Genomic DNA, 20686 nt, shown 5'->3' with positions numbered 1-20686 from the left:
TAGAAAGGTAAAACGGCAAAAAAAAACGAGGTCCCCCACCGAATGGGACCTCGTTTTTTATTAGGCTAACTTAACAATTTTTTCTTCAACCGGGAATGGGAGTGAAATATTGTGCTTTTGTAATTCATTCACACTGATATCCTGAACAAGTCTTAGTGCTTCTTTTTTGAAAGTTTTAGTCACGAAGCCAGCATTCACTTCACAAAGCTTTTGTAAGTATTGCAATGTGTCACGAACCAACATTTGTTTAATATAAGTGTTATTAAGCTGACAAATTAATTTATGCTCTAAACCTTTTATAACAGCGATTTGATCGACATGGGCGATGATATTTTGTCCCTCTTCATCGATAAAACCAACAGAGACATATTGACCTTTTGAGAAATCAACATTTGTAAACACAGGGTTCAGGTAGGTTTCACCAGAAGAAAGGCGTATTGAATCTGCCTCTGCAGCACCGCCAATTTTCCGTTGATTAGTAATAACCGTATGAATATCCTTTAACCCAAATAGCATGTTAAACATATGATGATCCCCCATTTCCGAAGATGTTTATATTAGTTATTCTAAAGGATAATGAGAATCATTGTCAATGGGATTTTATGACCAAATATGTCGGTTCATTGAAATCAAATTATGGAAAATCGATCGATCAAGAGACTTGAGGACAAATCGTATGAGTGACGAGAAAGATTTGTCTTTAAAAGAGGGTCTTGAGGACAAATCGCATGAGTACGAGAAAGATTTGTCTTTAATCAAGGGTCTTGAGAACAAATCGCATGAGTGATCACAAAGATTTGTTTTTAATAAAGGGTCTTGAGGACAAATCGCATGAGTGATCACAAAGATTTGTCTTTAAAAGAGGGTCTTGGGGACAAATCGCATGAGTAATCACAAAGATTTGTCTTTAATCGAGGGTCTTGAGGACAAATCGCATGAGTAAACACAAAGATTTGTCTTTAATCGAGGGTCTTGAGGACAAATCACATAGATGACCAGAAAGATTTGTCTTTAATCAAGGGTCTTGATGCTCAATGTAAGCTGTTTAGTATAAAAAGTAACAAATTTTACAAAAGAGCCAATAAGGAACTAGAAGTTGTCATACGGGCCATCCTTGCACAAAGAAGGAGTGGAGGGAACTTGGCTGACTTGCTTGAGACTATGGAAGATACAATTAGGGGAAGAGTTCGAATCTTAGAAGAATTGCACACATTAACAGCACAGGGCAGGATGTCATCTTGGATTATTACCTTATTGCCAGTAGGGCTTGGTTTATATTTAGCACTAGTAAACAGTGAATATTTTGCACCCATGCTTGAGCATCCGTTAGGATGGGCGTTGCTGTTCGTGGGCTCAGTTTCAATTATCATTGGCTGGGTGATCATTCAAAAAATCATCCGAATTGAGGTGTAGGAAATGCTGGATATGCTTCTCCTTTTCTTGTTAGCTGGGTTTGCAACAACCTTAATAGCAGGAATACTGTTAACGTTCTTCAGAAAGCAAATTGCTTTTAATGAACGAGTGAATAAGTATTTTGCTGAACCGATAAAAAAGCAAAAAGAGGATTTAATAAAGGATGATAATAAAAAAAGTATAAAAATGTCTATAGACCCCTACTGGAATAAAGGAACCGAAATGTTGAATAAAAGGGTTTCAGCAACAGAGAGGAAAAAATTAGACATACTCCTTAGGGATGCTGGCTATCCTTTTAAATCAGCAATTGATTTCAGATTGTTCCAAATTGTACTAAGTGCAGGGATAAGTTTACCGTTCTTGTTTTTCATTCTCCCTAGTTCAGATAACAAAATGTTAACTTGGGTGATAACATTTACTTTGGCACTTCTTGGGTTTCGTCTCCCGGTATTTTATCTTGGCAAGAAAAAGACGGCAAGGATTAAAGCCATTAATGTCTCGATGCCAGATTTCTTTGATACCGTAAATCTATTACTAGAGGCAGGAATGGGATTAGATTTAGCACTAGTAGAAGTTTCAAAAAAAATCAAAGGGCCATTGGCTAATGAGTTTTTTCAAACATTAGAGGATATGAAGCTAGGTAAATCAAGAAGAGAGGCCTTTTATGCTCTCCGGAAACGTGTTCCTTCAGATTCTTTTCAGAGTGTTATTACCTCGCTAATTCAGGCAGATCAGTTGGGGATTGGGATGGCAAAAGTGTTAGGAAACCTAACCGTACGTGTTCGTGAACAGCGACGTGAAGCAGCTCGCGAGCAGGCCATGAAGGCCCCAGTAAAAATGCTTTTTCCAATGGTTTTTTTCATCTTCCCTTCGTTATTTATTGTGATATTAGGGCCATTGGCCATCACGCTGATTACAAAGGGGTTGGGTGGTTAGGATGAAATCACATCTAGGAGGGGTTCGATGGACGGTAGTAAACTCAAAATTTTGAGGACTGAAAAAGGGATGTCTTTAGGTAAGCTAAGTGAACGGACAGGCATTTCAAAGTCATATTTAAGCTTAATAGAACGAAATATTCAAAAGAACCCAAGCTTAGTTATACTTGAGAAATTAGCAAAGACGTTTGAAATAGCAGTTGAGGAGTTAGTTCGGAGGGAACAAGAAGACCCGCCATTATTTTGTAAAGGGGTACCCCAAGTAAAAAGTAAAATTAAAGTGGAGATAGAATTGTCTGAGGACCAATTAACTCCTGAAAAAATAAAACGAATAAAAGAATTAATTGATGCACTTAATTCAGAATAAGAATCCGCTCCAATACAGGGAGCGGATTTTTTATTGAGTGAAGGACAGCATCCATTCATGTACCATAGATAGTATTGAAAGAAAAGTTAAACTGACCATAAAGGAAAGAACCCACTTAAAACCAATTCTAAGAATAAACGGAAATAGAAAAGAAGCTAAAAGACTAAACCAACCAATGACTGAAAAAATAATAAAACTATCCAGAACTAAATGAGATGGTTGTCCTAAATAAAATAATCCACCCAATAAACCACTTAACAGTATTGGAATCAATAAATCCATACTCTTGCTTAGTACTGGCACACTCCTATGGTCAAGGGATCCTTTCGAAAGTAGTGGATATATAAAATAAGGCAGGACGAAACCAAAGGCAAGGCCGGTCATTAAACGCCTCGGATTACTTGATTCAAACAGATGTGTATAGGACCCCAACCCATCGACTATTAATGGTACAAGAAATAATAGGAGAAAAAAGCTTGTTTTTATAGAAGGTATCGTAATGCTTTGTCTCCGTTTGAAAAAATGCAAATAAATGAGTGTAGAAAAAATACCAATATAAATTCCAGTATCTCTTGCACATACAGCGAGTGCCTCCCCGGAAACCAGGAGTGAACGTTCTTCTAATTGATGACAAATAGCTCTCCCAAAAAAATGAAAAATTTCATGCGACAACCAAATCACTCCCATTACTTAGAACCCAATTCAATTTGGTGAATTGGGTTCTAATCACTGTTAAAACGTCATAAAAGCAGGGACAATTGACAGTGCAGAAGCAGCAAACCAACAGATACAACTAAGAACAATTGAAACAATACCGACAATTAAACATGTTTTCCCAACGGTTTTCTTGTCGATATCCTGATCGTTCATCCAAACAATCCCTAAAATGATCCCGACAACGGGTATGATAAAAGACAAAATATATAAAAGTGCTCGTTGACCTCCCGACAAATCAATCCCCTCCGTTTGGGTAAAAATCATTAATTAAGTAAATTCCACACTCTTTGAATATGTATGAAAAGAAGTAGGATTTTTTGCCTGTCTATCGTTTAGAAATTTCCTTAAAGATTGAATGAATCTTTTTAAAAAAGATTCAGACTTAAAAGTAACATTCAGGGACTTATTTGTTATAATAAAGTTAATACATAGTCATAAGACAAATAATGGGGTTTGGTAAATAAATATGATAAATAAACTACTTCAAAGCAGCGGTTTTAAGAGAATATCAATCTTTGTTTTACTTGCATTAGTTCTATATGGACTAAAAGATATGATTAACTTAATTTTATTTACGTTCATTTTTACTTTTTTAATGGACCGATTGGTCATCTTCTTGTCTCATAAAATTCCAATTAACCGGAAGATTCTTGTTATTGCTTCCTATTCCACCATTGTAGGTCTTCTCTCCTACGGTCTTGTTAAATATCTACCAATGATTGTTGGTGAAATAGCTGCATTAATTAAGCAAATAACTGCCTTCTATACAAAAAAACATGACAATATCATATTAAATTACTTAGTTAGCCGTCTTGAGGAAATACAAGTATCAAGTTATTTGGAAAGAGGTTTTACCTTTGTAATTTCCTATTTCACAAATATTAGTTCATTTAGCTTGCAAATACTTATTGCACTTCTAATGAGCCTGTTCTTCTTATTAGAAAAACCTCGTTTAATTGAATTTACGAGAAAATTCAAAACGAGTAAGATTGCATCTATTTACGCAGAAATAGAGTTTTTCTCAGCAAAATTTGCGGGTACATTCGGGAAAGTAATTGAAGCACAATTAATTATCGCTGTCGTAAACTGTTTACTTACAACCATCGCCCTTTGGATATTTGGATTTCCACAGCTTGGCGGACTTTCCATTATGATCTTTTTCTTAGGATTGATACCAGTTGCGGGTGTAATTATTTCTCTTATTCCACTTGTCATTATAGGTTATAGTATTGGTGGAGCCATGACTGTACTTTATGTATTTATCGCCATCATGATTATCCATGCAATCGAAGCCTATATTTTAAATCCAAATTTGATGTCTTCCAAAACAAATTTACCTGTTTTCTATACATTCCTAGTATTAATTTTTTCTGAACACTTTTTTGGAGTTTGGGGTTTAATCATTGGTATTCCAGTGTTTGTTTTCATCTTGGATGTATTAGAAGTAACAGATCAAAAAAAAGTATAAACAGCAGCCCATTCTATTAAAAGAATGGGTTTGTTTGTACTGTTAATACTAATGATATCCTGTTATTCTTAAACTAAAATAGTGGAAGGTGATTGTTATGAGCGAATGCAAATTGGACCATTCACAGGAAGATGTTAGAAATAAATATGATTCACAAGCAGCTTTTCTTCCCGAGGATATGAAGCCCTTATTTGAACAATTCTTAGCGAAAGACCATACGCAAGATCTATTAAATGAAGTATTTCATCTTTTAAAGAAATATGATTTAGCTACAGAAGAAGAAAAAAATGAGAGAAATAATCGGTTATTTTTAGTATTGAAAAACGTATAAAGTAGAGCTAACCCCCAGAATTGGGGGTTTTTCTTTGTTCTAAATGCATGATGTGCTGTTTTTTATTCCCTACTATTTTCATGAAACTTGCCTTTTTAGAAAATAGTAAGGATAAGTAAAAATGCTGAGAGAAAGAAGGGTTATAATGGGAGAACTATTTCGTTTGTTAAAAAAAGGTAATAAATCAGCGATGATCGCAGCCATTGTCAATACCATCATTGCCATCGCAAAAGGTGTTGCCTATACGTATACAGGAAATGTCGCAATGTTTGCAGAAACCATGCATAGTCTTGGTGATGCGGCAAACCAGTTTTTTGTATTTATTGGATCTGCCTTAAGCAAAAAGTCACCCACTAATCGTTTTCCTAATGGTTTTGGAAGATTGGTTAACTTAGTCTTACTAGGTGCTGTGTTGATAGTAGGAATTATGGCCTTTGAAACCATTCAAGAGGGTTATCATCACATTCTTCACCCATCTGAATCAGAAGGATTTTTAATAAATATTGGTGTACTTGCCTTTGCACTTATCCTAGAATTGTATGTCCTTTTTAAAGCAATGAAAGAGGTATTGCATGAAGTGGGGGCCGAAGCAAGGGGTATGAATGTCTTTTTCAAAAGTTTTGCAAACCTAGGCAGAGCAAAGCCGGCGACCAAGCTAGTTTTTATGGAGGATATGGTAGCAACTAGCGGAGGGTTACTGGCAATTATCGCTGTAGTGATTTCTCATTTTGCACATATCGGCTGGATTGAGGGCGCTGCGTCCATTCTAATCGGCTTAATGATGTTTTTTGTTGTCGGCAGGGTATTTTTAGATAATGCTGCAGGTGTTCTCGGGATAGCTGATGAGGAGATGGAAGAGAAAATCGGTCAATTAGTGATGGCAGACCCTGATGTAAAAGATATCCAAGACCTGGCTGTGATAAAAGAGGGAGAGGACCTGCATGTTGAATTGGAGATTGAAATCGATCCAAGCCTAACGATCGCAGCGGCAGATGATATAAAGGACCGCTTGCAGGAAAAAATAATGGCCGAAAAAGGTGTAGTGGATGTAACGATTGAATTTGATGAAGAGGACGGAATCAGCACGTGGAAGCCAGGGGAGCCTAAAGAATCGACCAATAAATAAAGGCAGGCTGCATAGCAGTCTGCCTTCATTCCCAAGGTTTATTAGTTGTAAAATAACTTGCTAGTTCCTTGCTGTTTTTTCGATGTTCCTTACGTTTATCAGCTCTTATTTTTCCTGTTTCAAAGAGCTTTTTTTCCTCTTCTGTTTCAGGGATAATCGATGGAACTTTTGTTGGCTTTCCGTGCTCATCTAGAGCAACAAAGGTTAAGAACGCAGTTGCGGCTATTTTTCGATTGCCTGTTATTAGGTTCTCCGCAATCACTTTGACAAAAACCTCTATTGAACTCGTCCCTGTCCAGGTGACAAAGGATTCAAAGCATACGGAGTCATTCGGGGTAATGGGGCTAAGAAAGTCAACGGAGTCAGTGGAGGCAGTTACACACTCCCTTCTTGAAAGGCGAACTGCCGAAATGGAAGCAAGCATATCCATATCGCTCATTAATCTTCCCCCGAATAGAGTATTGTGGTTGTTAACATCATTTGGGAAAATTCTGCTCGTTCTTACAACTCTAGTTTCATTACACGTTTTTGAGTCCATACGTCTCCTCCAAAAGTAAAGATGAATTATTTTTTGCTCCAATCGTATTCTATACTCATTTTATTGAAATAAAAAGTGTCCCGAATGGAAGCTAATGTTTTTCAATTATGATAAATTACTTATAAGAATACATAGAATGGAGGTTCAAAGGCAATGATGCAAAATGAAATTCAACAAAGATTAAATGTAAAATCTGAAATAAATCCTAATGCAGAAATAAGAAATCGAATTGATTTCCTAAAAAGATACTTGTTAAAAACGAAAACAAAAGGATACGTCCTTGGGATTAGCGGGGGTCAAGACTCATCGCTGGCTGGCCGCCTTACTCAGCTCGCTGTAGAAGAGTTGAGAGCGGAAGGACACGAGGCATTATTTTTAGCTGTCCGACTCCCATATGGAGTCCAACAGGATGAATCAGATGCTCAGCTTGCTTTAGACTTCATCCAAGCAGACCGAGAGTTTAGTTTTAACATCAAAGCTGCTGTTGATGCTGTTCAAACAGAATATAATACAGTTTCGAAAAAAGAACCATTAAGTGATTATCATAAAGGAAATGTAAAAGCACGGATGAGGATGATTGCTCAATATGCATTTGGCGGGATGGAAGGACTGCTCGTCATTGGTACCGATCATGCAGCAGAAGCTGTTACAGGCTTTTATACGAAGTATGGCGATGGCGGAGCAGATGTTTTACCATTAACTGGCCTATCAAAACGGCAAGGGAAGGCTTTGTTAAAAGAACTTGGTGCAGATGAAAAGCTTTATTTAAAGGTCCCGACCGCAGACCTTCTTGATGTCAAACCAGGTCAGGCAGACGAAACAGAATTAGGCATATCCTATGATGAACTTGATGACTACTTAGAAGGAAAACCGGTGGCACGTGAAATAGCAGAAAAAATCGAACAGCGTTTTTTGGTTACTGAACACAAACGTCAGCTTCCAGCATCGATGTTTGACACTTGGTGGAGGTAAAGGAGAGAAGATTTTCCCTCCTTTTTATTTTGAAAAATTCATAAAAATGATAAATCTTACCCCGATAAACTTCGTCCCTTCGTTTTATAATAAACTTAGGAAAAAAAAGGAAGTGGGGCTATGAAATCATCGATAACAGAAACAAAATTTCTACTGTATACGGTTAGTGCCATCTTTCTTTTGATGATGGTACGTGTATTCCTATCTCAGATTAATAACATTTATAACCCTATTAACTATGTAGGCATACACTCCTTTTTAGAAATTATCTGTATTGCCATTTCCATTACCATATTTCTTTATGGAATAAAAAAATTTAGCACAATAAAATCCCTCCGTTTGCTACTATTGGCTTTTACTTTTTTTACAGTAGGGATGATTGATATATTCCATACGCTTTCGTACAAGGGAATGCCTTTTTTTATTACACCTAGTTCTGTCCAAAAAGCAACTTGGTTTTGGGTAATAGCGAGGATTATTCAGTCGATACTAATGCTGGCTTTAGTACTTTTGCCTGATCGAAAAGTAAGAAGAGATTATCGCTTTTTGTCAGTGGCTCTAGGGTTGCTGCTAACAGGTACCATCGGATTTATTATTATTTCCTTTGAAAAAAGCCTTCCATTACTTGTAGTTGAAGGGAAAGGCACTACATTATTAAAAAATAGTATCGAGTACGGCGTAAGCTTTATTTTATTTATTTCTCTGATGGTTTCGTTATACCAATATTATATGGATAAAAGGGAAGACAAATTATTATTCGCCTTGGCATTTGTTTTTTTGCTGCTAACTGAATTAATCTTTACTATCTATCAAAGTGTTTTTGACCTTGATAACTTTCTTGGCCATGTTTATAAAGTATTTGGTTTTTACTTTATTTTAAAAGGATTTTATTTTACTGAATTCTTAGATGAATCTTCACAATTGAACAAGGGAAAATCCATGCTCGACCATCCAGGATTATTTTTTGGATTGAAGAGGCAGGGTAACCACTTTATTTGTACAAATATAGAGGGGGAATTGTTAAAAGATATTCATTATGGTCAGAAGGAAATTGTAGGGAGACCCATTTCGGAAATACTTCATATACACCATGCATCCATGAATGATTATTGTTATTTAACCAACAACCTTCAAGAATGTGTGACCTTTGAAATGGAATTTCTGGATAAATTTTTGTTAATTTCCATTAAACCTTCGGTTGATGAATATGGCGGAGATGTTATACTAGGAACGGCGATGGACATGACAGGAATGTTTCCTGGAAGGTTCAATCCAAAGTCATTTAGAAATGAAGAAAATAAAAATGCCAAAGTAGTAAGCCACTGTTGAAAGCACGTACAAAAGAACATGCAAATAAAGAACTATTATCTGCATAATAATAAAGTATTAACACCTGCTGGGCATCTGGCAGGTGTTTTACATTTTAGTTGAAAAGATTGGGAATGATAAGTTTAAATGTAGAAAACTTTAGTATTTGGAGGTAATCATAATGAAGAAATTAACCGTATTTATTGTACTTTTACTAAGTTTTATCTTAATTTTGTCGGCTTGTGGAAAGGATGATAAGGCAAAAGAAGATAAAAAAGAAGATAAAAAGACTGCTGAAAAGGCTGAAAATCAAGATCTATTAGCAAAGATTAAAGATGACGGAAAGTTACTTATTGGTACAGAGGGTACATATGCACCGTTTACATTTCATGATGAAAGCGGCAATCTTACCGGATTTGATGTGGAGATTGCTACAGAAGTTGCAAAACGTTTAGGGGTGAAACCTGAGTTTAAGGAAACACAATGGGATGCCATCTTTGCAGGACTTGATGCAAAGCGTTTTGATATGATTGCCAACCAGGTTGGTATTCGCCCTGACCGTCAGGAAAAGTACGATTTTTCTGATCCCTATATTACTTCTGCCGCTGTTCTGATTACCCATAAGGATAATAACGAGGTCAAGGCATTTGAAGACATTAAAGGGTTAAATTCTGCACAGTCATTGACTAGTAACTATGGCGACATGGCCAAAAAGTATGGTGCGAATCTTGTTGGGGTAGAAGGTTTTTCACAAGCAGTAGAGCTGCTTGCTTCTAAACGTGTTGATGTAACGATTAATGATCGGATTACGGTCTTAGATTATACAAAGCAAAAACCTGATGCACCCATTAAAATTGTCGATACAAGTAAAGAAGCTTCTGTCAGCGGCTTAATGTTCAGGAAAAACAGTGATACTCTTGTTGACGAGGTTAATAAGTCTTTGACTGAAATGATAAAGGACGGCACTTATACAAAAATTTCAGAGAAATGGTTTGGTGAAGATGTACTTAAATAGTATTTTTGCTGACCCAGAGAGAACTGCCCGGTTAATTGATATTGCTCAAAGTTCCTTTCTGCCCCTTCTGAAAGGGGCTATTTTTTATACGATACCCTTAACCATCATTACTTTTATCATTGGGATTATCTTAGCTATCCTCACTGCCTTAGCTCGAATTTCCCAAGTAAAGGTCTTTCAAATCATTGCACGGGTTTATGTTTCAGTGATACGGGGAACTCCTTTATTGGTTCAGTTATTTATCATTTTTTATGGTTTGCCAACCGTAGGCATTATTATCAATTCGTATATTTCAGCTGTAATCGGTTTTTCCCTAAGTGTTGGTGCTTATGCTTCTGAAATTATTCGAGCTGCCATCCTATCAACCCCAAAGGGACAGTGGGAAGCAGGTTATTCGATTGGAATGAGTTATACACAGGTGTTAAAAAGAATTATTCTTCCTCAAGCAGCTCGCGTTTCTGTTCCACCGTTATCTAATTCGTTTATCAGTCTCGTAAAAGATACATCGCTTGCCTCTCTTGTGTTAGTAACCGAAATGTTTCGAAAGGCCCAAGAAATTGCTGCGAGTAATTATGAATTCTTATTGGTGTATTCTGAAGCTGCCCTCATTTATTGGGTCATTTGCTTTTTCCTCTCTGTCATTCAACAAATGATGGAAAAGAGACTGGAACGGTACGTGTAATAGATAGGAGGGGATGTTACATGATATCCATTAAAGGATTGTATAAGCAATTTGGAACATTAGAGGTTTTAAAAGGTATTGACCTAGAAGTGAAGAAGGGAAAAGTGGTGGTTGTCATTGGACCATCAGGTTCAGGGAAAACGACAATGCTCCGCTGCTTGAATGTTTTGGAAACACCTACAAAAGGTGTTATTTCCATTGAGGATCATACCTTAGATTTTTCGCACACTGTAGCGAAAAAAGACATTGCAGCTTTTCGTCGATTAACAGGTATGGTGTTTCAAAGTTATAATTTATTCCCACATAAAACGGCCCTTGAAAATGTGATGGAAGGTCCGGTGGTGGTGAAGAATGAGAATAAAGATTCAGCGAAAAAGAAGGCTCAGGGATTGCTAGAAAAGGTGGGTCTGGGTGATAAAATGGATTATTATCCCGCACAGCTATCCGGGGGGCAGCAGCAAAGGGTTGGTATTGCCAGAGCATTGGCAATGGAACCAAAGGTAATGCTTTTTGACGAACCAACTTCTGCCCTAGACCCTGAACTTGTTGGTGAGGTACTAAAGGTTATGAAGGACCTTGCCAATGAAGGGATGACCATGATTGTCGTCACACACGAAATGCGGTTCGCGAGAGAGGCTGCCGATGAGGTTATTTTTATGGATCAAGGTGTAGTTATTGAAAGAAACAAACCAGAAGAAATCTTCACCTATCCAAAAGAAGAACGGACAAAAAAGTTTTTAAATATGATTCAATAAGTGCTATGTCAAAAGTCATAGCACTTTTTTTATTATTTAGGTAAAATATTATTGTAAAATGTGAAACTTTTCCATTATTGAATCGTATTAAAGTTACATACATAACGAAGGGTGTGGTGCCAATGGAAGTATTCAACCTGCCATTAGAAACAATCTATTTGTATGGGTTAATCGGTTCAGGTATTTTGACGATTTTGTACATGTTTTTTGCAGATGTTGCTCATTTTGACGGACCAGATTATCTGAATCCGGTAATCATTTTAGCGTTTGTAACGATTTTTTCAGCAAGCGGCTATTTATTGGAAAAACTCACCTCGATTCAATATTTACTAATCATTGGAATTTCAGTTTTAATCGCTATTATCCTTGTTACTTTTTTAAATGTATTTATACTAATCCCATTATCGAATGCCGAAGAGTCATTGGTTTATAAAGAATCTGATTTACGCGGCAGAATTGGTGCAGTAATTACAGCGATTCCGGCAGATGGATATGGTGAGGTAATGATTGAAAGCATTAGCGGCAGAATTGCAAAACCAGCGACAAGCTTTGATCGTGTCCCGATTGATAATGGCACGAAGGTGCTTGTGGTTGATATCAAAGATGGGGTACTTCAAGTGTCATCCCATCAAGAAATAGAGACATATTTATTATAGTGGGAGGTTGGCTAGATGGAATTAGGTTTTTGGATTGTCATAGGGATTGTTGCATTTATTTTAATCGCGTTAATTGGTGTTTTTGTTACGAAGTACCGGACTGCAGGACCAGATGAGGCGTTAATTGTTACCGGCAGTTTCTTAGGAAACGGTAGTGTACATGTCGATGAATCAGGCAATAAAATCAAAATCATTCGCGGTGGCGGCAGCTTCATATTACCCGTGTTTCAACAAGCAAAGCCGCTTAGCTTGCTATCTAGTAAACTAGAGGTCACTACACCAGAAGTATATACTGAGCAGGGTGTACCTGTTATGGCAGATGGTGTCGCAATCATAAAAATTGGCGGCTCGATTAGTGAAATTGCCACGGCTGCGGAACAATTCCTGGGTAAGGCTAAGGAAGATCGAGAAAATGAAGCAAAGGAAGTTCTTGAAGGGCATTTACGCTCCATCCTCGGTTCGATGACGGTGGAGGAGATTTATAAAAACCGCGATAAATTCTCGCAAGAGGTTCAACGAGTGGCTTCACAGGATTTAGCGAAAATGGGATTAGTTATCGTTTCCTTTACGATTAGGGATGTTCGCGATAAAAATGGATATCTCGATTCCCTTGGTAAACCAAGAATTGCCCAAGTTAAACGTGATGCTGATATTGCAACTGCTGAAGCTGATAAAGAAACTAGGATTAAAAGAGCAGAAGCTGCAAAGGAAGCAAAGCGTTCTGAATTAGAGCGTGCTACTGAAATTGCTGAGGCAGAAAAAATTAATCAGTTAAAAGTTGCAGAGTTCCGCCGTGAACAAGATAGTGCTAAAGCACGGGCTGACATGGCATACGAATTGGAAAGTGCAAGGTCGAAACAGGAAGTAACAGAGCAGGAAATGCAAGTTAAAATTATCGAAAGACAAAAGCAAATTGAATTAGAAGAAAAAGAAATTCTGCGCCGTGAGCGTCAGTATGATTCTGAAGTAAAGAAAAAAGCCGATGCGGACCGATATTCTGTTGAGCAAGCAGCTGCAGCGAATAAGGCAAAACAAATCGCAGAAGCAGAAGCGAACAAATACCGTATTGAAGCAATGGCGAAAGCAGAAGCAGAACGAGTTCGCTTAGATGGTTTGTCCAAAGCGGAAGCCCAAAAGGCACAAGGTTCTGCAGAGGCGGAAATCATTCGTCTGAAAGGTTTAGCAGAAGCAGAAGCAAAGGAAAAGATAGCAGAAGCATTCGAACAATTCGGTCAAGCAGCTATCTTAGATATGATTATTAAAATGCTTCCGGAATACGCGAAGCAAGTGGCAAGCCCGCTAGCGAATATTGATAAAATCACAGTGGTTGATACCGGCGGTTCCGGAGAAAATGGCGGTGCCAATAAAATCACTGGATATGCTACAAATCTAATGGCCACTCTGCAGGAGTCATTAAAGGCTTCTAGTGGAATTGATGTCAAAGAATTAATCGAAAACTACTCAGGAAAAGGTAATGTGAAGCGAAGCATTGAAGAACTGACATCAACTATTAAAAAAACTGAAGAATAAGCACGAAAAGAATCCTTATCAAAAATGGTAAGGATTTTTTGTGCAAAAAAATAGGGCTCCCACGTTGGGATACCCGTATGTAAAAAAAGAGAGATTAAAATTGGGAGAGCAAGTGGTTAATATCATAATAACCTAAAGAGGTGAAAGCCTCTTTCATTGCTACAGGTTCATCTTATCGGGAAATATTGTAGATGTTATGAAGAAGTTGTGATGAATTTGTGAAGATGAAAAAAGCAATTCCCCGACATGATATATTATATTTAAGGGGAGTGTTACCAATGAAAATACTGCTTGTTGATGATGAAAAAAGAATCATAGAAGTTCTCGAAGCTTACCTGGAAAGAGAAGGATATGAAATTCATTGTGCCGATAACGGAATAGATGCGTTGAAAAAAGCGAAAACCGTAAATCCCGATTTAATAATATTAGATTTAATGCTTCCGGATATTTCCGGTGAAGAGGTATGCCGCTTAGTGAGAAAAGAATCGGATGTACCGATTCTGATGCTGACTGCTAAGTCTGCGGAAGATGACCGCATTAATGGCATTGTAATGGGGGCAGATGACTATTTAACAAAGCCGTTTAGTCCGCGTGAAGTCGTTGTGCGCGTACAAGCAATCCTAAGAAGAGTAAAGAAAATAGAGAAAGTAGAACGAATTGAATTCAATAACAAGCAGTTAGCGATAGACCTTAGTAAAAAAGAAGTAATCGTTAAAGGGCAGGATGTTATTTTGACACCTATTGAATATAAGCTGCTCACGAATATGGCATTAAATCCAGGAAGAGTATACAGTCGAATGGATCTACTCGAAAAAATCCAGGATGAAGGGATGTATTACGAAGGATACGAGCGCAGTGTCGATACGCATATTAAAAACCTTCGCAAAAAAATTGAGCTGGATTCTAGACAGCCAACGTTAATCCTGACTGTATTTGGAATGGGGTATAAATTTGGAGGGGTGTTAGATGTTTCAAACACTGCGGTCTAAAATCCTCTTTTATTTACTACTCAGCTCGATGATTGGGATTCTCTTTGTCAGCTTTTTTATGCAGTGGGGATTTGAAGAAAGCTTTAAGAATTATTTAGACCGAAACCGTGATAAGCAGATTAATAGAATCATCACTGAAATTGAAAAAGATTTTAAAAAAAATGGGCACTTCACAGCTGATCCTGTATTTGGGCTCCTTCATGAACACGCGATGACTGACCAGCTCTATTTTCAATTGTACGATCGTGTTGGACAGCTGCAAATGGATTCATCCAATATCAGAGGGATGTTGAATAGTTTAGGCCTTGCAGAGCCCGAACCGAATGGGGAAAAGTGGAATTCTGCTTCCTATACACTTAGAGTAGATGACCAAATTATTGGACAGCTCGTTGCGATTTATCCAGTGGGCTTGATTGATGATGAATACAATTTTTTAAAAACCATTCAGTTATACATTTATGCGGCAGTATGCTTAACGATCCTATTATCGATTCTATTTAGTATGTTATTTTCGAAAAAACTAACCACTGGTTTAAATAAGGTTTCCTTTGCAGCGAACGAACTACAGCAGCATAATCTATCAATCCGGATTCCATTATCTGGATTACCTACAGAGGTAAAACAGCTAGCAATATCTTTTAACAATTTAGCAGAATCATTGGCAAAAGGTGAAATGTTAAGAAAACAATTCACTGGGGATCTAGCCCATGAACTCCGGACACCACTTGCCACGTTAAGAAGTCAAATTGAGGCATACCAGGATGGAATTTGGGATCCTACTCCAGCACGCTTACAATCCAGCCATGAAGAGCTAATGCGATTAGTAAGGCTAGTGAATGAACTTGAAAAACTGCTTGCAGCGGAAAATCCCCAAATTCGATTGGAAAAAGTAGAGGTAGAAGCTGGCAGTGTTCTTGCAGCACTATGGGAAATGTTTGTACCATTGTTTAAGCAAAAGGGTGTCCATCTTCATATAGAAGAGCCGGAAAAAGAACTTACTTTTTCTGCAGATAAGGACCGTTTAATGCAAATACTCTCTAACGTATTAAACAATGCTCTAAAGTATACACCGGGAGGAAAGAATGTAACCATCTCCGTATTGACCGAAAAGGAAGGCTATGTTGGTTTCAAGGTAACGGATGAAGGATCTGGTATGGCTGAGGATGATATTCCACATATATTTGAGCGTTTTTATCGCGGTGATAAATCCCGTGATCGAAAAACAGGCGGTGCAGGAATTGGTCTTTCAATTGTGAAGGCGTTAATGGAAGCACATCAGGGGTTTATTAAAGTAAAAAGCAGAATCAATAAAGGGACAAGCGTTATATTATGGTTTCCAGAAGATGATGAATAATAAGGTTATTTTCGTAAAGATTGTTGTTAAAATCTTAAAGCCGATTTTAACGTGAAATAGTTATTTTGCGCTTATGAAATTAGTTTGCAAGCTCTTTTCTTAAACTTTGTTCCAAAAAACAACAAAGTTTAAGAAAAGAGCCATAAAAAAGGCCGCTATCTACATGGATAGCGGCTTTTCAATGCGGGAGTTCACTTGATAGAATTTCTTCCATTCATTGAGAAACGGAGAAGTAGCGGAATTGGGGTGTTCCAGGACCCTCTGGGTAGGTCCATGCTGCTTAACTTCTCCATTTACCATGATGGCAAGGGAATTCGTTAAATAATTGATTTCCATCAGGTCATGACTCACAAAGGCAGTCGTCGTGCCCGAACGTTCGACAATTCCCTTAAAATCATCCATTAACTTAATTTTTGTGGGAAAATCCAAAGCCGAAAAGGGCTCATCAAGAAATAGAATTTCAGGATCAACAATCATCGCCCTTGCAAGGTTAACTCGTTGTGCCTCACCGCCTGAAAGGTAATGGGAATTTTTCTTAGCTAAGTGACTGATTTGAAACTGCTCCATCCATAAAGCTACCTTTTCTTTGATAACTGATTTGGGAACCTTCCTAAGCCTTAATCCAATTGCGATATTTTGAAAAACGGAGCCTTCTAAAAGTAATGATTGCTGCAAGGCAACGGAGAATTTCCTTCGCAGTTCAAGTGAGGGAGTTCCATTTGGAATCACTTGCCCGCGGTAGAGAATCTCACCACTGCTCATTCTGTCAAGCAAAGCCATTACTTTAAGCAAGGTACTTTTTCCAGCGCCATTGGGTCCCATAATTCCAAGGAATTCACCAGTTTGGATCTGGAAGTGAGGGATGGTTAAAATACCTTTATTATTCGCTTCATAGGTAATGTTTTTAAGCTCAATTAATGGAATTATGATAATCGCTTCCTTTGCTGTAACAGTGTTAATGAGGCTGTGATGAGTAAAGCCACCGTTAATAGAATGAAGGAAATGGCAAGGGCAACATCAAAGTTACCTTTTGATACTTCCATCACAATAGAAGTGGTTAAAATACGTGTATCTCCTTGGATGTTTCCTCCTACCATCTGTGCAGCACCAACCTCAGCGATTACACGGCCCAAGCCAGCCATGATTGCCGCCACGATGGCAATTTTTGTTTGCTTAAGAAGGATTCCAAAGGTTTGGATTTTTGTAGCACCCAGTGCTTTTATTTGTAACAGCATTTTTTCATTAATTTGTTGAAAAGCAGAGCTGGTCAAACCGGTAATGATCGGCAAGGAAACGAGTACTTGTGCCATCACGATTGCCGTAGGAGAATAGAGCAATTGTAAATGGCCAAGGGGGCCGGAACGCCATAGCAACATGGTAATCCATAACCCCGCAACAACAGGCGGTAAGCCCATGCCGATATTAATAAGGACTAAGATAATTTTTCTTCCTCTAAATCTTGTCAAACCAAGAAACATGCCAAGCGGCAAGCCTATAATGGAACTAATCAAGGTGGCCAAAAAGCAGACTCTTAGAGTTAACCAGGTGATCTCAAAAATTTCTCGATCACCGGTAAGAATCATTTCTATCGCTTTCTTTAGCCCATTGATAATAAGTTCCATCCTGTTTGCCGCCTTTCACTTGTGCCTAATGCTATTCAGTATATTTAATAAATAAAGACTGACCGAATTCCTTTTTACCAAAGCTTTCAATAACATCTTGTGTTTCCGGATTAACCATGAACTCGACAAACTTTTCTGCATCCTTGCTATTAACCATATCGTGTTTCTTTGGATTCACCTGCATAACGTGGTAAATATTCATTAAATCTTTGCCGCCCTCAACAACAATGGTAAGGTTGGTTAAGTTTTTCTCTTGTGCAAGCCATGTAGCACGGTCTGTTAAAATATATCCATTTTTCTCATTGGCAATTTGTAAAGAAGCACCCATGCCTTGACCCGTTGAGATATATGTGTCACCGGTTGGTTGGATATTGGCAGCTGTCCAGATACCAAGTTCTTTTTTATGTGTACCAGAGTCATCGCCGCGAGTAATAAAGTTTGCTTTTACTTCAGTAATTTTTTGGAATGCTGCTTTTACATCATCACCGCTTACACCTGCTGGATTATCTTTAGGTCCTATTAAAATAAAATCGTTGTACATTACGCGTTTACGATTCACAGCATCTCCACTAGTAACAAGTTCTTCCTCTGACTTTGGAGCATGAACAAGAAGGACATCAGCTTCACCTTTTGTTCCCATTTCTAATGCTTGTCCTGTACCGACCGCAATTGTTTTCACTTTAACATTGTTTTCTTTTTCAAAGATTGGCAGCAATTCATCTAATAAACCGCTGTCTTGTGTACTAGTTGTTGTAGCAAGGATTAGTTCGGTTGGTTCTGCTTTTGGTTCTGGCTTTTTCTCTGTTGCTCCTTCTTTTTCGGTGGCAGTGTTTCCACAAGCTGATAAAATAAGAAGCATGAATACGAATAGTGTAGCAAAAAAGCGATTCTTTAACATTAGAATGTTTCCTCCATTTTAGCTGTTGTGTAAATTACTTTTCCTAATTCGGAAATATCATAGCCATCTAAGTCAGTCAGACTGTTTTTAAAACTATCAGACTGCAGGTAATGAATTAATTCGTTTAGATTTTTTTTATTTTCGTCTGTAAACCGGAATACCAAGTCAAATTGTTCCTTTGCAATCGGAATAAAGTCTAATCCCAAATGGCTTGCAGCAGATTGGATTCCAAACGCCACATCGGCCATACCTCTGCTAATATAGGAAGCCGTAGATAGGTGATTCCATTCTTCATTCAGATAACCATTTATTTCAGCAGGATTGATTCCATGGGTTGAGAGCATGGAATCGAAAAGAAATCTTGTCCCCGCGCCTTTTTGACGGTTAACAAATTGAACATCTTTTCTAGCGAGGTCCTTAAAGGTAGATATACCTTTTGGATTTCCTTTTGCTACGATAAAGCCTTGTTCTCTTGAAACGAATCGCTGTACTAAAATAGATTCGTAGACAAAGAGTTGATGTATAAAAGGTAAATTATATTCCTGAGAAGCAGGATCTAATAGGTGCATGGCTGCAATATCGGATTGGCCGCGATAAAGCATCATTAATCCTTCAAGGCTGCCTATGTAGGTCGGCTGGATTTGCAAGTGTAAATCTTTTGATGTTTGTTTTACAAAGTGTTCTACAAGAAAGTCATGACTTCCGGATAGTCGTATTGGAAAGGATGTATAGAGATCAGGCTGCTCCGATTGAATTCTTTTCGTTGGTGCTTTTGTATTTTCTTTATATCTTTCGATTTCTGTGTGTTCGATTCTCATTTTGTTGCCTACTTTAAATGCCTGTAATTCACCTCGCTTAATCAGTTCATAGACGGTATGTTTGGAGATTTGGAACAGTTGAGCTACCTCATCAGGGGTATATGCTTTTCCTTCCATCCTTAATGCCTCCTTCCTTTTACCTATTTAATATAGGGTTATTATACAATCTTAACTGTGACTTTTGTTAAGTTTCGTTAAGTTTCGTTTGTTTTTATGAAGGATTGTCATCTTTTGTTCAATATTCATTGAAATCGTTCACACTATTTTCATAAACGTCACTTATTGTTCATCAGTGAACAAGGAAGTTTGTTGTACTATATGGATAGACGATAATTTATTTGAGAAGGGATGGGGATTAGATGACAAAACTTTTATATATTACTGTTAACCCGAAGAATGATATTAAACTTTCAAAGGGAATGCAGCTTGGTGAGGCGTTTTTAGAAGAGTTTAAAACACAGAGACCCGAAGTAGAAATAGAACATATGCACTTATATGATATGGATATCCCGCAAATTGATATGGACTTGTTATATGCTCGTGCTAAGCTATCCTTCATGGGCAAGACTTTTGATGAGCTAACAGAGGGAGAACAAAAACAAATCACTTCTATGCATGCACTTGCTGACCGGTTTATTGCAGCTGATTATTATGTGTTTGTTACACCAATTTGGAACTTTGGCTCTCCGGCTATTTTAAAAGCATTCCTTGATAATCTATTTATTGTTAATAAGACTTTTATCAATACACATGAAGGTGCAAAAGGGCTGCTCACAAACCGCAAAGCACTTCATATTCAAACGCGCGGCGGCATTTACTCCACTGGTCCGATGGTTGACTTTGAATTTGGCGACCGTTTCTTAACAAAAGTGCTAGGCTTCCTAGGAATGGAAGTTATGCCAACAGTATTTGCTGAAGGTATGGACCATTTTCCAAAACAAATACCTGAAATTATGGCAAAAGCAAAAGAACAAGTGATCGAAGCAGCAAGAGAAATGGCAAAAGAAACGGTTACAGTTTAATAAACAAAAAATGCGACTCGAAAATCGAGCCGCATTTTTTATGTATTCTTATATACCTAACTAGTATAAAGCGCATCTTGAGGACAAATCACCAGGTGTGGCAAGAAGATTAGTCCTCAATCAAGGGTCTTGAGGACAAATCACCAGGTGTGGCAAGAAGATTAGTCCTC

At 37.8% G+C, this 20686-nt stretch carries 24 protein-coding genes; 16 read left to right on the top strand and 8 right to left on the bottom strand.

The window, feature by feature from the left end; translation table 11 throughout:
• Positions 1-60 precede the first annotated feature (60 nt).
• Positions 61-525, bottom strand: coding sequence for a hypothetical protein (locus J2Y03_RS24810; RefSeq protein ID WP_310199479.1), 465 nt, complete (start codon positions 523-525; stop codon positions 61-63).
• Between the two features lie 447 nt (positions 526-972).
• On the opposite strand from J2Y03_RS24810, the gene J2Y03_RS29060 reads away from it, so the two are divergent.
• From J2Y03_RS29060 to J2Y03_RS24795, 3 genes are read left to right on the top strand one after another with little or no spacing between them, the layout of a single operon-like run.
• A complete protein-coding gene (locus J2Y03_RS29060; RefSeq protein ID WP_396954263.1) occupies positions 973-1413 on the top strand; it encodes a type II secretion system F family protein in 441 nt (146 codons plus the stop codon).
• A gap of 3 nt (positions 1414-1416) precedes the next feature.
• Positions 1417-2349 carry a type II secretion system F family protein gene (locus tag J2Y03_RS24800; RefSeq protein ID WP_310199475.1) on the top strand — a complete coding sequence of 311 codons (933 nt, stop codon included), beginning with the start codon at positions 1417-1419 and terminating at the stop codon, positions 2347-2349.
• Between the two features lie 27 nt (positions 2350-2376).
• Positions 2377-2715: a helix-turn-helix domain-containing protein gene (locus tag J2Y03_RS24795; protein ID WP_310199473.1), complete on the top strand. Its 339-nt coding sequence runs from the start codon at positions 2377-2379 to the stop codon at positions 2713-2715.
• Positions 2716-2745: 30 nt separating this feature from the next.
• On the opposite strand, the gene J2Y03_RS24790 is transcribed toward J2Y03_RS24795, so the two are convergent.
• Together J2Y03_RS24790 and J2Y03_RS24785 are read right to left on the bottom strand one after the other, a co-directional pair.
• Positions 2746-3387, bottom strand: coding sequence for a DUF2085 domain-containing protein (locus J2Y03_RS24790; protein WP_310199471.1), 642 nt, complete (start codon positions 3385-3387; stop codon positions 2746-2748).
• Positions 3388-3447: 60 nt separating this feature from the next.
• Complete coding sequence (locus tag J2Y03_RS24785) at positions 3448-3666, bottom strand: hypothetical protein (protein WP_310199469.1); 219 nt, start codon at positions 3664-3666, stop codon at positions 3448-3450.
• A gap of 226 nt (positions 3667-3892) precedes the next feature.
• Here J2Y03_RS24785 and J2Y03_RS24780 point away from each other — a divergent pair, with 226 nt between their 5' ends.
• From J2Y03_RS24780 to J2Y03_RS24770, 3 genes are all read left to right on the top strand, one after another.
• Positions 3893-4900, top strand: a complete 1008-nt coding sequence (locus tag J2Y03_RS24780) for an AI-2E family transporter (RefSeq protein WP_396954268.1) — start codon at positions 3893-3895, stop codon at positions 4898-4900.
• A gap of 97 nt (positions 4901-4997) precedes the next feature.
• On the top strand, positions 4998-5231 hold the full coding sequence (locus J2Y03_RS24775) for a hypothetical protein (RefSeq protein WP_310199465.1): 234 nt from the start codon (positions 4998-5000) through the stop codon (positions 5229-5231).
• 145 nt (positions 5232-5376) lie between these two features.
• On the top strand, positions 5377-6357 hold the full coding sequence (locus J2Y03_RS24770) for a cation diffusion facilitator family transporter (RefSeq protein WP_310199463.1): 981 nt from the start codon (positions 5377-5379) through the stop codon (positions 6355-6357).
• Between the two features lie 25 nt (positions 6358-6382).
• On the opposite strand, the gene J2Y03_RS24765 is transcribed toward J2Y03_RS24770, so the two are convergent.
• Complete coding sequence (locus J2Y03_RS24765) at positions 6383-6895, bottom strand: acyl-CoA thioesterase (protein WP_310199462.1); 513 nt, start codon at positions 6893-6895, stop codon at positions 6383-6385.
• Positions 6896-7048: 153 nt separating this feature from the next.
• Here J2Y03_RS24765 and nadE point away from each other — a divergent pair, with 153 nt between their 5' ends.
• The 9 genes from nadE (at position 7049) to J2Y03_RS24720 (ending at position 16156) form a co-directional block, all read left to right on the top strand.
• Complete coding sequence (gene nadE / locus J2Y03_RS24760; RefSeq protein WP_310199461.1) at positions 7049-7867, top strand: ammonia-dependent NAD(+) synthetase; 819 nt, start codon at positions 7049-7051, stop codon at positions 7865-7867.
• Between the two features lie 120 nt (positions 7868-7987).
• Positions 7988-9196, top strand: a complete 1209-nt coding sequence (locus J2Y03_RS24755) for an MASE3 domain-containing protein (RefSeq protein WP_310199460.1) — start codon at positions 7988-7990, stop codon at positions 9194-9196.
• A gap of 160 nt (positions 9197-9356) precedes the next feature.
• Complete coding sequence (locus tag J2Y03_RS24750; RefSeq protein WP_310199458.1) at positions 9357-10190, top strand: amino acid ABC transporter substrate-binding protein; 834 nt, start codon at positions 9357-9359, stop codon at positions 10188-10190.
• A complete protein-coding gene (locus J2Y03_RS24745) occupies positions 10177-10872 on the top strand; it encodes an amino acid ABC transporter permease (protein ID WP_132092635.1) in 696 nt (231 codons plus the stop codon). The genes J2Y03_RS24750 and J2Y03_RS24745 overlap by 14 nt, the downstream gene beginning before the upstream one ends.
• A gap of 20 nt (positions 10873-10892) precedes the next feature.
• Positions 10893-11627, top strand: a complete 735-nt coding sequence (locus tag J2Y03_RS24740) for an amino acid ABC transporter ATP-binding protein (protein ID WP_132092632.1) — start codon at positions 10893-10895, stop codon at positions 11625-11627.
• 122 nt (positions 11628-11749) lie between these two features.
• A complete protein-coding gene (locus tag J2Y03_RS24735) occupies positions 11750-12283 on the top strand; it encodes a hypothetical protein (RefSeq protein ID WP_310199628.1) in 534 nt (177 codons plus the stop codon).
• Between the two features lie 15 nt (positions 12284-12298).
• Positions 12299-13813 carry a flotillin family protein gene (locus tag J2Y03_RS24730; protein WP_310199456.1) on the top strand — a complete coding sequence of 505 codons (1515 nt, stop codon included), beginning with the start codon at positions 12299-12301 and terminating at the stop codon, positions 13811-13813.
• Between the two features lie 278 nt (positions 13814-14091).
• Positions 14092-14802 (top strand): response regulator transcription factor, encoded by a 711-nt coding sequence (locus J2Y03_RS24725; protein WP_310199454.1) that lies wholly within the window; start codon positions 14092-14094, stop codon positions 14800-14802.
• The gene (locus J2Y03_RS24720; protein ID WP_310199453.1) at positions 14780-16156 is read left to right on the top strand and encodes an ATP-binding protein; all 1377 of its coding nucleotides are present in this window, start codon (positions 14780-14782) and stop codon (positions 16154-16156) included. Before J2Y03_RS24725 ends, J2Y03_RS24720 begins: the two co-directional genes overlap by 23 nt.
• A gap of 159 nt (positions 16157-16315) precedes the next feature.
• Here the strand turns inward: J2Y03_RS24720 and J2Y03_RS24715 are convergent, their stop codons facing one another.
• The 4 genes from J2Y03_RS24715 to J2Y03_RS24700 are packed head-to-tail and all read right to left on the bottom strand — an operon-like array spanning position 16316 to position 19611.
• Complete coding sequence (locus tag J2Y03_RS24715) at positions 16316-17020, bottom strand: ABC transporter ATP-binding protein (RefSeq protein WP_310199626.1); 705 nt, start codon at positions 17018-17020, stop codon at positions 16316-16318.
• Between the two features lie 59 nt (positions 17021-17079).
• Complete coding sequence (locus J2Y03_RS24710; protein ID WP_310199451.1) at positions 17080-17778, bottom strand: ABC transporter permease; 699 nt, start codon at positions 17776-17778, stop codon at positions 17080-17082.
• Between the two features lie 31 nt (positions 17779-17809).
• On the bottom strand, positions 17810-18676 hold the full coding sequence (locus J2Y03_RS24705; RefSeq protein WP_310199449.1) for an ABC transporter substrate-binding protein: 867 nt from the start codon (positions 18674-18676) through the stop codon (positions 17810-17812).
• On the bottom strand, positions 18676-19611 hold the full coding sequence (locus J2Y03_RS24700) for a helix-turn-helix transcriptional regulator (RefSeq protein ID WP_310199447.1): 936 nt from the start codon (positions 19609-19611) through the stop codon (positions 18676-18678). The genes J2Y03_RS24705 and J2Y03_RS24700 overlap by 1 nt, the downstream gene beginning before the upstream one ends.
• 242 nt (positions 19612-19853) lie before the next feature.
• On the opposite strand from J2Y03_RS24700, the gene J2Y03_RS24695 reads away from it, so the two are divergent.
• Positions 19854-20516, top strand: coding sequence for an FMN-dependent NADH-azoreductase (locus J2Y03_RS24695; protein ID WP_310199445.1), 663 nt, complete (start codon positions 19854-19856; stop codon positions 20514-20516).
• Positions 20517-20686: the final 170 nt, after the last annotated feature.

The sequence above is a fragment of the Neobacillus niacini genome (assembly GCF_031457145.1).
GTDB lineage: Bacteria > Bacillota > Bacilli > Bacillales > Cytobacillaceae > Neobacillus > Neobacillus niacini_J.
Note: the sequence above shows the minus strand (reverse complement) of the source record. Positions and strands in the feature narration are given on the sequence as shown.

What these genes read in the sequence shown, in the direction of transcription:
- J2Y03_RS24700 (WP_310199447.1), bottom strand. Translation starts at nt 19,611, where the DNA reads ATGGAAGGAAAAGCATATACCCCTGATGAGGTAGCTCAACTGTTCCAA.
- J2Y03_RS24735 (WP_310199628.1), top strand. Translation starts at nt 11,750, where the DNA reads ATGGAAGTATTCAACCTGCCATTAGAAACAATCTATTTGTATGGGTTA.
- J2Y03_RS24705 (WP_310199449.1), bottom strand. Translation starts at nt 18,676, where the DNA reads ATGTTAAAGAATCGCTTTTTTGCTACACTATTCGTATTCATGCTTCTT.
- nadE (WP_310199461.1), top strand. Translation starts at nt 7,049, where the DNA reads ATGATGCAAAATGAAATTCAACAAAGATTAAATGTAAAATCTGAAATA.
- J2Y03_RS24770 (WP_310199463.1), top strand. Translation starts at nt 5,377, where the DNA reads ATGGGAGAACTATTTCGTTTGTTAAAAAAAGGTAATAAATCAGCGATG.
- J2Y03_RS24765 (WP_310199462.1), bottom strand. Translation starts at nt 6,895, where the DNA reads ATGGACTCAAAAACGTGTAATGAAACTAGAGTTGTAAGAACGAGCAGA.
- J2Y03_RS24745 (WP_132092635.1), top strand. Translation starts at nt 10,177, where the DNA reads ATGTACTTAAATAGTATTTTTGCTGACCCAGAGAGAACTGCCCGGTTA.
- J2Y03_RS24755 (WP_310199460.1), top strand. Translation starts at nt 7,988, where the DNA reads ATGAAATCATCGATAACAGAAACAAAATTTCTACTGTATACGGTTAGT.
- J2Y03_RS24730 (WP_310199456.1), top strand. Translation starts at nt 12,299, where the DNA reads ATGGAATTAGGTTTTTGGATTGTCATAGGGATTGTTGCATTTATTTTA.
- J2Y03_RS24695 (WP_310199445.1), top strand. Translation starts at nt 19,854, where the DNA reads ATGACAAAACTTTTATATATTACTGTTAACCCGAAGAATGATATTAAA.
- J2Y03_RS24775 (WP_310199465.1), top strand. Translation starts at nt 4,998, where the DNA reads ATGAGCGAATGCAAATTGGACCATTCACAGGAAGATGTTAGAAATAAA.
- J2Y03_RS24710 (WP_310199451.1), bottom strand. Translation starts at nt 17,778, where the DNA reads ATGGAACTTATTATCAATGGGCTAAAGAAAGCGATAGAAATGATTCTT.
- J2Y03_RS24795 (WP_310199473.1), top strand. Translation starts at nt 2,377, where the DNA reads ATGGACGGTAGTAAACTCAAAATTTTGAGGACTGAAAAAGGGATGTCT.
- J2Y03_RS24725 (WP_310199454.1), top strand. Translation starts at nt 14,092, where the DNA reads ATGAAAATACTGCTTGTTGATGATGAAAAAAGAATCATAGAAGTTCTC.
- J2Y03_RS24810 (WP_310199479.1), bottom strand. Translation starts at nt 525, where the DNA reads ATGTTTAACATGCTATTTGGGTTAAAGGATATTCATACGGTTATTACT.
- J2Y03_RS24800 (WP_310199475.1), top strand. Translation starts at nt 1,417, where the DNA reads ATGCTGGATATGCTTCTCCTTTTCTTGTTAGCTGGGTTTGCAACAACC.
- J2Y03_RS24750 (WP_310199458.1), top strand. Translation starts at nt 9,357, where the DNA reads ATGAAGAAATTAACCGTATTTATTGTACTTTTACTAAGTTTTATCTTA.
- J2Y03_RS24720 (WP_310199453.1), top strand. Translation starts at nt 14,780, where the DNA reads ATGTTTCAAACACTGCGGTCTAAAATCCTCTTTTATTTACTACTCAGC.
- J2Y03_RS24740 (WP_132092632.1), top strand. Translation starts at nt 10,893, where the DNA reads ATGATATCCATTAAAGGATTGTATAAGCAATTTGGAACATTAGAGGTT.